Annotated in this window: 1 protein-coding gene; it reads left to right on the top strand. The window is 66.0% G+C overall.

The features are described from left to right. On the top strand, positions 1-12,392 hold a 12,392-nt coding region (locus UCMB321_RS10915), incomplete at both ends, for a non-ribosomal peptide synthetase (protein ID WP_040066397.1).

Below are 12,392 nucleotides of genomic sequence, written 5' to 3'. Positions count from 1 at the left end.
CTGCCGAGTGCCTTTGTCAGCCTGGAGGCCTTCCCGCTGACCGCCAACGGCAAGCTCGATCGCAAGGCGCTCCCCGTGCCGTCGACCGAGTCTTATGCCCGGCGTGAATATGAAGCCCCCGAGGGCCCGGCGGAAACCACTCTGGCCGGACTCTGGGTCGAGTTGCTCGGCGTCGAGCAGGTGGGGCGTCACGATCAGTTCTTCGAACTGGGCGGGCATTCGCTGCTGGCGGTGAAACTCATCGAACGCATGCGCGAAGTCGGCCTGAGCGCTGATGTCCGTGTGCTGTTCGGCCAGCCGACCCTGGCCGCGCTGGCGGCGGCCAGCGGCAAGGGCGGCGAGATTGTCGTGCCAGCCAATGCGATCCCCGCCGGGTGCCAGCACATCACTCCGGACATGCTGCCCCTGGCTCAACTCACCCAGGCCCAGATCGACCGCGTGGTGGCCTGTGTCCCGGGTGGTGTCGGTAATGTCCAGGACATCTACGCGCTGGTGCCATTGCAGGAAGGTATCCTCTATCACCACCTGTCGAGCGACGAGGGCGATCCGTACCTGTTGCAGGCCTTGCTGCGGGTCGACACCTTCGAACAGTTGCTGGGTTTTGCCGAGTCCTTGCAGTCGGTGATCAATCGTCACGATATCCTGCGCACCGCTGTGTCCTGGGAAGAGCTCGATGAGCCGGTACAGGTGGTCTGGCGCGAGGCGCGGCTGCGGGTCGAGGCGTACTTGCCACACCCGGATCAAGGCGATGTGGCCACCCAGTTGCAACAGCATTTCGATCCGCGGCGGATGCGCCTGGATCTGCGCCAGGCACCGATGATGCGTCTGCACTATGCCGAGGACGCCGCCAACGGCGGCTGGGTCGCGGTACTGCTGTTCCATCACTTGATTGACGACGCCACCTCCCTGGCCCTGCTGGGCAAGGAGATCGAGGCGTTCAGCAAGGGCCGCGGCGCTGAACTGGCCGCTTCCGTACCCTATCGCAACCATGTGGCCCAGGCTCGCCTGGGGGTGAGCCGCGAGCAGCACGAGGCGTTCTTCCGCGAGATGCTCGGCGATGTCGACGAGCCGACCTTGCCCTTCGGCCTGCAGGATCTGCAGGGCGACGGCAGCGGTGTCGAGGAAGCGCTATTGCCGGTGGACCCGGACCTGGCCCAGCGGCTGCGTGCCCAGGCCCGACGCCTGGGGGTGAGCAACGCCAGCCTGCACCATCTGGCCTGGGGCCAGGTGGTGGCGCGCTTGTCCGGGCGTCGCGACGTGGTCTTCGGCACCGTGCTGATGGGCCGCCTGCACAGTGGCCAGGGCGCCGAACGGGCGCTGGGCATGTTTATCAATACCCTGCCGCTGCGGGTGGCGGCGGGCGAGCAGGGCGTCCAGGCGGCGGTGCGCACCACCCATGCGCGGCTGGCGGCTTTACTCGGTCATGAACACGCGCCGTTGTCGCTGGCCCAGGGTTGCAGTGGGGTGGCGGCACCGACGCCGTTGTTCAGTGCCCTGATGAACTACCGGCATGCCGCCGTCGGCGCCCAGGCACCGAAGGACGCCGGCCAGGCCAGGACCTGGGCCGGGGTCGAGGTGCTGGGCGGCGAGGAGCGGACCAACTATCCGTTGTCGCTGTCGGTGGACGATCTCGGCGAGTCCTTCGGCCTGACCGTCCAGGCGGTAGCCGGGGTCGGTGCCGAACGGGTCGTCGGTTATATGCATACCGTGTTGGAGCAACTGATCGAGGCCCTGGAGCAGCAGCCCGATGCGCCCTTGCACAGCCTCGACTGGCTGCCGGCGAGCGAGCGCCGGCAGTTGCTGGAGGTGTTCAACGCCTTCGATTGCGCCTATCCGACCGACCTGCTGCTCCATCAACTGTTCGAGGCTCACGCGGCGGCGCAACCTGACGCGGTGGCCGTCACCTATGAAGGCCAGCGCCTGAGCTACGCCGAACTGAACCAGTGGGCCAACCAGATTGCCCATCGGTTGATCGCCGAGGGCATCGGTGCCGACGATCGGGTGGCGATCTGTGTGGAGCGCAGCCTGGAAATGATCGCTGGCCTGGTGGGCATCCTCAAGGCCGGCGCTGGCTATGTGCCGCTGGACCCGTCGTACCCGGCCGAGCGCCTGGCCTATATGCTGGAGGACAGTGCACCGAAGGTGCTGCTGACCCAACGCGGCTTGCGCGAACGCTTCCCGCAGGCGCTCATGCCGGTGTTGCTGCTGGAAGCCGAAGCTCGGATCGAGAGTGGTATCGACGCCGCGCCCCGGCACAATCCGCAGGTGCCGGGGTTGACTTCGGCGCACCTGGCGTACCTGATCTACACCTCGGGCTCCACCGGCCAGCCCAAGGGCGTGGCCATGCCCCACGGGCCGCTGGTCAACCTGATGCACTGGCAGATCGCACAGACCGTCGAGCACGGCCGACCCGGGCAACGGACCCTGCAGTTCGCCGCCCTGGGGTTCGACGTGGCCTTCCAGGAGGTCTTCAGCACCTTGTGCGCCGGCGGCGAGCTGTCGCTGATCCATGGCGATATCCGCCTGGATTTCCGTCGCCTGTTCCAGCATATCTGCCAGCAGCGCATCGAGCGGCTGTATATGCCGTGCATCGCCCTGCAGGCCCTGGCCGAAGCCATGGTGGCCGAAACGGAGCAACCGGCCTGTGCGTTGCAGGACGTGATCACCGCCGGCGAGCAACTGCGCATCACCGAACCGATGCGCCGCTTCTTCGCGCGCCTGGAAGAGGCGCGTCTGCACAACCACTATGGCCCGACCGAGTCCCACGTCGTCACGGCGCTGACCCTGAGGGGCGATCCGCAGGCCTGGCCGACCCTGCCGAGCATCGGCAAACCGGTGGCCAATACCCGGATCTACCTGCTCGACGAACACTTGCGGCCGGTGCCGGTGGGCGTGGCGGGGGAGCTCTATATCGGCGGTGCTTGTGTCGCCCGTGGCTACCTGAACCGCGATGAGCTGACCGCCGAACGCTTTATCCGCGATCCGTTCGCGGCCACCGAAGGTGCGCGGCTGTACAAGACCGGCGACCTGGGGTGCTGGCAGGCCGACGGCGAGATCGACTACCTGGGCCGCAACGACGACCAGATCAAGATCCGTGGCTTCCGTATCGAACTGGGTGAGATCGAGGCGCGCCTCGGCCAGTACCCGGGGCTGCGGGATACGGCGGTGCTGGCCCGCGAAGACCGTCCCGGGGAAAAGCGCCTGGTGGCGTATTTCAGTGTGCAGGCCGGCCAAGCGGCGCCCGAAGCCGATCAGATGCGCCTGCATCTGCAGGCGCTGCTGCCCGACTACATGATTCCGGCGGCCTATGTGCATCTGGAAAAACTCCCGGTTTCGCCCAATGGCAAGCTGGATCGCCGCGCGCTGCCGGAGCCTTCGGCCGACGCCTTCGTCAGCCGTGACTACCAGGCGCCGCTCGGCGATACCGAAACCACCCTGGCCGCGCTCTGGTGCGAAGTGCTGGGCGTGGAACGGGTCGGTCGCCAGGACCATTTCTTCGAGTTGGGCGGCCATTCGCTGCTGGCGGTGAAGCTGATCGAGCGTATGCGTCAGGCCGGCCTCAGTGCCGACGTGCGCGTGCTGTTCGGCCAGCCGACGCTGGCGGCGCTGGCGGCAGCGGTGGGTGCTGGGATCGAGATCGTGGTTCCGGCCAACGGCATTCCCGCCGGTTGCACGCGCATCACCCCGGACATGCTGACCCTGACCACCCTGGACCAGGCCAGTATCGATCGCATTGTCGCCGGCGTGCCCGGTGGCGTTGGCAATGTGCAGGATATCTATCCACTGGCACCGTTGCAGGAAGGCATTCTTTATCACCATATCGCCGCCGAACAGGGCGATCCCTACCTGCTGCAGGCGACGTTCGCCCTGCGGGATCTGGCACAGCTGCGCAGCTTCGCCGAAGCCTTGCAGGCGCTGATCGACCGCCATGACATCCTGCGCACGGCACTGGTCTGGCAAGGCCTTGAGGAACCCCAGCAAGTGGTTCTGCGCCATGTTGAACTGCCGCAGGAGCAAATCCCGCTGCAACTGGCCGAGGGCGATATCCTCGGCCAGTTGCAGCGTCGTTTCGATCCCCGCGAGTGCCGCCTGGACCTCGGCCAGGCACCGCTGATGCACCTGGCTTTCGCCCAGGATCCGGCCAACCAGCGCTGGGTAGCGATCCTGCTGTTCCACCATATCGCCCTCGATCACACCGCCCTGGATGTGATGAGCGAAGAGATGCTCGCCCATCTGCATGGCGCGGCCGGTCAACTGCCGGCGGCGATGCCGTACCGCAACTATGTGGGGCAGGCCCGCCTGGGGGTGAGCCGCGAGCAGCATGAGGCGTTCTTTCGCGAGATGCTCGGTGATATCGATGAGCCGACCTTGCCGTTCGGTCTGCTGCAGGTGCAGGGCGACGGGCAGGGCGTCAAGGAGGTCCGCCACGATCTTCCGGCTGACCTCTGTCAGCGCCTGCGCAGCCAGGCCCGGCAACTGGGGGTGAGTGCGGCCAGCCTGCATCACCTGGCCTGGGCCCGGGTCCTGGGCAGCGTCAGCGGCCGTGACGACGTGGTCTTCGGCACCGTGCTGCTGGGCCGTATGCAAAGCGGCCTGGGGGCCGATCGCGCACTCGGGATGTTCATCAACACCTTGCCGTTGCGGGTCGACGTCGGTGCCTGCGCGGTACGCCAGGCGGTGCGCCAGACCCACGCCCGGCTCACCGCGCTGCTCGGCCACGAGCATGCGCCGTTGGTGCTGGCCCAGCGTTGCAGTGCGGTGGCGGCCTCGTCGCCGCTGTTCAGCGCGCTGCTCAACTACCGGCACAGCCCGGCGCTCGAAGCCAGCGGTGGCGATTATTGGGCGGACACCCAGGTACTCGGCGTCCGTGAGCGGACCAACTACCCCTGCACCTTGTCGGTGGACGACCAGGGCGAAGGCTTCCTGCTGAGCGTGCAGGTAGCGGGCGGAGTCGATGGCCAGCGGGTCTGCGGTTATATGCAGACGGCCTTGACCCAACTGGTCGAGGCCCTGGAGTCCGCGCCGGACTCCGCGGTGCGTGACCTGGCGGTGCTGCCGGAGGATGAGCGTCGGCAATTGTTGCAGGACTTCAATGCCACGGCGTTCGATTACCCGATGACCCGCACCGTGCACAGCCTGTTCGAGGACCAGGCCCGCCTGCGGCCACAAGCGACGGCGGCTGTGCACCACGGCCAGGCCCTGAGCTACGCGCAGTTGAACAGCCGGGCCAACCAACTGGCCGCCCATCTGCTCGGTCTTGGTGTACAACCAGGGGCGCGGGTGGCGATCCTGCTGGAGCGCTCCCTGGATCTGCTGGTCAGCCAGTTGGCGATTCTCAAGTGCGCGGCGGTCTATGTGCCGCTGGACACCAAGGCGCCGCTGGAGCGCCAGCAATTCATGCTTGAAGACAGCCAGGCCGTGGTCCTGCTGACCCATTGCGGTTTCGCGCTGGCCAGCGGCACGGCGGCGCGGGTCGATCTCGACGTCCTGGCGCTGGACGCGTTGCCGACGGATGACCTGCAATTACCGCAATCGAGCGAAAGCCCGGCCTACATCATGTACACCTCCGGCTCCACCGGGGTGCCCAAGGGCGTGGTGGTGCCGCACCGGGCCATCACGCGCCTGGTGATCAACAACGGCTACGCCGACTTCAACGACCAGGACCGCATTGCCTTCAGCTCCAATCCGGCGTTCGACGCCAGCACCATGGACGTCTGGGGTGCCTTGCTCAATGGTGGCCAGGTGCTGGTGGTGGACCATGACACGCTGCTCGAACCGGCCCGTTTCGGCGAGCTACTGATCAGCGCCAAGGCCACGGTGCTGTTTGTCACCACGGCGGTGTTCAACCAGTACGTGCAACTGATCCCGGAGGCGATCAAGGGCTTGCGGATCCTCCTGTGCGGCGGCGAGCGTAGCGACCCGGCGTCGTTCCGCCGCCTGCTGGCGCTGGCGCCGCAACTGCGCCTGGTGCATTGCTACGGACCGACGGAAACCACCACCTACGCCACCACCTGTCACGTGACCGCGGTGGCCGAGGATGCCGAAAGCGTGCCGATCGGCCGTCCTATCGGCAATACCCAGGTCTATATCCTCGATGCCCGCCAGCAGTTGCTGCCCCTGGGCGTCAGCGGTGAAATCTGCATCGGTGGCAAGGGCGTGGCGCAGGGTTACCTCAACCGTGCCGACCTGACCGCCGAGAAATTTATCGCCGACCCGTTCAGCCATGAGCCGGGCGCCTTGCTCTATCGCACCGGCGACCTCGGCCGCTGGTCGGTCGATGGCCAGCTGGAATGCCTGGGGCGTAACGACGACCAGGTGAAGATTCGCGGTTTCCGGATCGAACTCGGGGAAATCGAGGCGCGCCTGAGTACCCACTCGCAGGTGCGCGAATGCATCGTGCTGGCCCGCGAGGACGTTCCCGGTGACAAACGCCTGGTGGCCTATATCACCGCGAACGGCGAGCCGGCCACGGCGGAAGCACTGCGCAGCTACCTGCAAGGCCTGTTGCCGGAGTACATGGTGCCCAGTGCCTATGTGCAACTGGACGCATTGCCGCTGACCCTGAACGGCAAGGTCGACCGCAAGGCACTGCCGGTGCCGGAGTCGGACGCCCTGGCCCGCAGCGATTACCAGGCGCCGCAAGGCGAAGTGGAAACCCTGCTGGCATCGATCTGGGCCGATGTGCTCAAGGTCGAGCGGGTCGGGCGCCATGATCACTTCTTCGAACTGGGCGGCCATTCGCTGCTGGCGGTCAGCCTGATCGAGCGCATGCGCCAGGTCGGCCTGAGCGCCGATGTGCGCGTTCTGTTCGGCCAGCCGACCCTGGCCGCGCTGGCGGCGGCGGTGGGTGGCAGCACGGAAATCGTGGTGCCGGCCAACCTGATTGCGGATGGCTGCGAACACCTCACCCCGGACCTGCTGCCGCTGATCCAGCTGACCCAGGCGCAGATCGATCAGGTGCTGGCGAGCGTGCCGGGCGGTGCGGCGAACGTGCAGGATATCTATCCTCTGGCGCCGTTGCAGGCGGGCATCCTCTATCACCATATCAGCGCCGAACAGGGCGACCCCTATGTTCTGCAAGCGCTGTTCGGCCTGCGGGACCGCGCGCGGCTGGAGGATTTCAGCAGCGCCTTGCAAGGGGTGATCGACCGTCACGATATCCTCCGTACCGCCGTGCTCTGGGAAGGGCTCGACGAGCCGTTGCAGGTGGTCTTGCGTCGGGCCACGCTTGAAGTCACCGAGCTGTTCCTCGATCCGGCGGCCGGTCCGCTGGCCGAACAGCTGCACCAGCGTTTCGATCCGCGCCACTACCGCCTCGATGTGCGCCAGGCGCCGTTGATCCGCATTGCCTTTACCCAGGATGCGGCCAATGACCGTTGGCTGGCGATGCTGCTGTTCCACCACATGGCCCTCGACCACACCGCGCTGGACGTGGTCCAGCACGAAATCCAGGCGCATCTGCTCGGCGAGGCCCATACCCTGGGCGAAGCGGTGCCGTACCGCAACTATGTGGCCCAGGCGCGCCTGGGTGTCAGCCAGGCGCAGCACGAGGCGTTTTTCCGTGGGGTGCTCGGCGATATCGACGAGCCAACCCTGCCGTTCGGCCTGCAGGATGTGCAGGACGGCGGACGTGATATTGAAGAGGCCAGCCTGACCCTGGCGACCGAGCTGAACCTGCGCCTGCGGGCCCAGGCCCGGCAGGCGGGGGTCAGCGCCGCGAGCCTGATGCACCTGGCCTGGGCACGGGTGCTGGGCAGTGTCTCGGGCCGCGAGCAGGTAGTGTTCGGCACGGTCCTGCTGGGCCGCTTGCAGGCCGGCGAGGGCGCCGACCGGGCCTTGGGCATGTTTATCAACACCTTGCCGTTGCGGGTCGATGTCGGTGCGCAGACGGTGGTCGGCGGGCTCAAGGCAACCCACGGGCAACTGACCGCACTGCTCGGGCATGAACATGCGCCGCTGGTGCTGGCCCAGCGTTGCAGCGGCGTGGCCGCACCGGCACCGTTGTTCAGTGCGCTGCTCAACTACCGCCACAGTGTCGTGGCGGCGACCACGGCCGAGCATGCAGCGGCCTGGAGCGGTATTGAAGCCTTCGGCGCCGAGGAACGCACCAACTACCCGCTGACCCTGAACGTCGATGACCTGGGCGATGGCTTCAAGCTGTCGGTGCTGGTCACCGCCGAGGTCGGTGCGCAACGCCTCTGTGGCTATATGCAGGCGGCGGTGGCGCAACTGGTCCAGGCATTGGAACAGACGCCTGCGGCGACGCTGGACAGTCTGTCGATCCTGCCACCGGCAGAGCGTGAGCAGGTGCTGGTGGGCTTCAACGCCACGGCCACCGATTCGCCACGGCACACGACCGTGCACGCTCTGTTCGAGGCCCAGGTGCAGCGCACTCCTGAAGCACCGGCGGTGGCACATGATGCAACGAGCCTGAGCTACCGCGAACTGAATCGTCTGGCCAACCTGCTTGCGGTTGAACTAGCGAGCCTCGGTGTGCAGCCGGGGGATAGCGTGGCGCTACTGTTGCCGCGCTCCATCGACTTGGTGGTCAGTCAACTGGCAGTGCTCAAGTGCGCGGCGGTCTATGTGCCGCTGGACATCAATGCCCCGCGCGAACGCCAGGCCTTCATGGTGCAGGACAGCCAGGCCGTGCTGGTGCTGACCTACAGCGCTGAAACCCTGGATCCGGGTGTACGGCGTCTCGACCTCGACACCCGGTCTGTCAGCGCAGAGCCGGCGGCCAATCCGGATCCAGCGGCAACCGCCGAGTCGGTTGCCTATATCATGTACACCTCCGGCTCAACCGGGACGCCCAAGGGGGTGCGGGTTCCGCACCGGGCCATCGGCCGCCTGGTGATCGACAACGGCTACGCCGACTTCAATGCGCAGGATCGCGTGGCCTTCGCCTCCAATCCGGCCTTTGACGCCAGCACCCTGGATGTCTGGGCACCGTTGCTCAATGGCGGTTGCGTGGTGGTGGTCGAGCACTCGGTATTGCTGTCCCAGGATGAATTCCGGGCGCTGCTGCTGGCGCAGTCGGTCAGCGTGCTGTGGCTGACCGCTGGCCTGTTCCATCAATACGCCGACGGCCTGATGGAGGTCTTCGCTCGCTTGCGCTACCTGATTGTCGGTGGCGACGTGCTGGACCCGGCGGTCATTTCCCGGGTACTGGTGCAAGGCGCACCGCAGCATCTGCTCAACGGCTATGGCCCGACCGAGGCCACGACCTTTTCCGCGACCTACGAGATCACTTCGGTGGGCAGCGGCGCTATTCCCATCGGTCGACCGATCGGCAACAGCCAGGTCTATGTGCTGGATGCCCGCCGTCAACCGGTGGCGGTAGGCGTGCCCGGTGAGCTGTATATCGGCGGCCAGGGCGTGGCCAAGGGTTATTTGAACCGGCCGGAATTGAGTGCGACGCAGTTTGTCGCCGATCCGTTCAGCGATCTGGAAGGGGCACTGCTGTACCGCACCGGTGACCTCGGTCGCTGGAGGGCGGACGGTAACCTGGAATACCTCGGCCGTAACGACGGTCAGGTGAAGATCCGTGGTTTCCGTATCGAACTGGGTGAAATCGAGGCCGCTTTGGTCACGCACCCGGCGGTACAGGACGCGGTGCTGCTGGCGCGGCAGGACGCTGGTGAAAAACGCCTGGTGGCCTATTTCACCCTGCGCGAGCCACAACAGACGCTGGATATCGAAACCCTGCGCAGCCATTTGCAGACCCGCTTGCCGGACTACATGGTGCCCGCGGCCTATGTGCGTCTCGACGCGCTGCCGCTGACGCCGAACGGCAAGCTGGACCGCAAGGCCCTGCCGGCACCGGATGCGCAGGCCCTGGTCAGCCGTGGCTACGAGGCGCCCGAAGGCGTGGTCGAAACCACCCTGGCGGCGATCTGGGCCGAGGTGCTCAAGGTCGAGCGGGTCGGGCGTCACGATCACTTCTTCGAACTGGGCGGGCACTCGCTGCTGGCCGTGAGCCTGATCGAACGTATGCGCCAGGCCGGCTTGAGCGCCGATGTGCGTGTGCTGTTCGGCCAGCCGACCCTGGCCGCGCTGGCGGCCGCCGTCGGTGGCGGCAATGAAATAAAGGTCCCGGCCAATGCCATTCAGGCCGGCTGTACCCGGATCACACCGGACCTGCTGTCTCTGGCCGATCTCGACCAGGCGGCTATCGATCATATTGTCGCCAGCGTGCCGGGCGGCGTGGCCAATGTGCAGGATATCTACCCGCTGGCACCGTTGCAGGAAGGGATTCTTTATCACCACCTGGCGGCCGAGCAGGGCGATCCGTATGTCTTGCAGACCCTGTTCGAGATGGCCAGTCGCGAGCGCCTGAGTGCCTTTATCGATGCCTTGCAATGCGTCATCAAGCGCCATGACATCCTGCGCACCGCCGTGCTTTGGCAAGGGCTGGAGACACCGATGCAGGTGGTCTGGCGCCAGGCTCGGCTGTATCTGGAACAGGTGGAACTCGACCCCGCCGAGGGCGAGATCGCCGAGCAACTGCATGAGCGTTTCGACGCCCGTCATTCGCGCCTGGACCTGACCCAGGCGCCGCTGATGCGCCTGGTCTTTGCCGAGGACGCGCCGAACCAGCGCTGGGTGGCGATGTTGCTGTTCCATCATATGGCCCTGGACCACACCGCGATGGACGTGGTGCGCCAGGATATGCAGGCGCACCTGCTCGGCCTGGCCGGCCAGCTCGGTGCCGCGATGCCGTATCGCAACTATGTGGCCCAGGCCCGCCTGGGTGTGAGCCGCGAGGCCCATGAAGGGTTCTTCCGCGAGATGCTGGGCGATATCGATGAGCCGACCTTGCCGTTCGGCCTGCTGGATGTGCAGGGTGACGGTCGCGATATCGAGGAAAGCAGCCTGGCGCTGGAAAGCCGGCTGGACCTGCGCCTGCGGGCCCAGGCCCGTCAGTTGGGGGTGAGTGTCGCCAGTCTGGTGCACCTGGCCTGGGCCCAGGTATTGGGCAAGGTTTCGAGCAAACGCACGGTGGTCTTCGGTACCGTGCTGATGGGCCGGATGCAGGGCGGCGAGGGTGCCGACCGGGCGCTGGGGATGTTTATCAATACCTTGCCGCTACGGGTGGACCTGGGCGAGCAGGGCGCGCGGGACGGGGTCCGGGCGACCCATGCGCGGCTCACCGTGCTGCTTGGCCACGAACATGCGCCGTTGGTGCTGGCCCAGCGTTGCAGCGGGGTGGCCGCGCCGCTGCCGCTGTTCAGCGCGCTGCTCAACTACCGACACAGTACCGCGGCAGAACACTCGGGCGAGGCCCTTGAGGCTTGGCGCGGTATCGAGGTGCTTAGTGGCGAGGAGCGCACCAACTACCCGTTGACCCTGAACGTCGACGACCTGGGCGATGGTTTCAAACTGACGGTGCTGGTCACCGGTAGGGTGGGTGCCGGGCGCGTTTGCGGTTATATGCAGACGGCGCTGGAAAGTCTGGTCGGCGCACTGGAGCAGTCACCGGCCACGGCACTCGACAGCCTTTCGATCCTGCCTGTCGCCGAGCGTGAGCAGTTGTTGTTCGGGCTTAACGATACGGCACTGGATTATCCACGGCAGCAGACGATCCATGGGTTGTTCGAGGCGCAGGTGCAGCGTACGCCAGAGGCCTTGGCGGTGGTCCATGGCGAGCGGCGTTTGAGCTATCGCGAACTCAACGAGCGGGCCAACCGTTTGGCCCACGCCTTGCGTAAACAGGGTGTGCAGCCGGATTCGCGGGTAGGGATCTGCGTTGAGCGCGGAGCCGAGATGGTCGTCGGCTTGCTGGCGATTCTCAAGGCGGGTGGCGGTTATGTGCCGCTGGACCCGGCTTATCCGGTGGAGCGGATTGCCTACATGTTGCAGGACAGTGCCCCGGCGGCGGTCTTGGCTCAGGCGGCTACCCAGGCGTTGTTGGCGGGTGTTTCGGTGCCTGTGATCAATCTCGAGCAGGACACCTGGCAGGACGAATCCGTCCAGAATCCGCAGGTGCCGGGGCTGACCTCGGCACATCTGGCTTATCTGATCTACACCTCGGGTTCGACCGGCCTGCCTAAAGGCGTGATGATCGAACACCGCAACACGGTGAACTTCCTGACCTGGGCCCACGCCGCTTTCAACGGCATCAACGATCACACGACACCCCTGAATCACACAAACCCTGTAGGAGCTGGCTTGCCAGCGATGGCGTCCGATCAGGCAGTGCAAGACTCTCGGGCCTCATCGCTGGCAAGCCAGCTCCTACAGGGACCGGGTTCGGCGTTGAGTAAGACGTTGTTCTCTACATCGCTGAACTTCGACCTGGCGGTCTACGAGTGCTTCGCGCCACTGACCTGCGGCGGCAGCATCGAGGTGGTGAAAAACGTCCTGGAACTGCAACACGGCGAACACGATAT

Source organism: Pseudomonas batumici, from assembly GCF_000820515.1.
In the GTDB taxonomy this organism is placed as follows: domain Bacteria; phylum Pseudomonadota; class Gammaproteobacteria; order Pseudomonadales; family Pseudomonadaceae; genus Aquipseudomonas; species Aquipseudomonas batumici.
The sequence above is the reverse complement of the archived record's forward strand: the minus strand, read 5'-3'. Positions and strand labels throughout refer to the sequence as shown.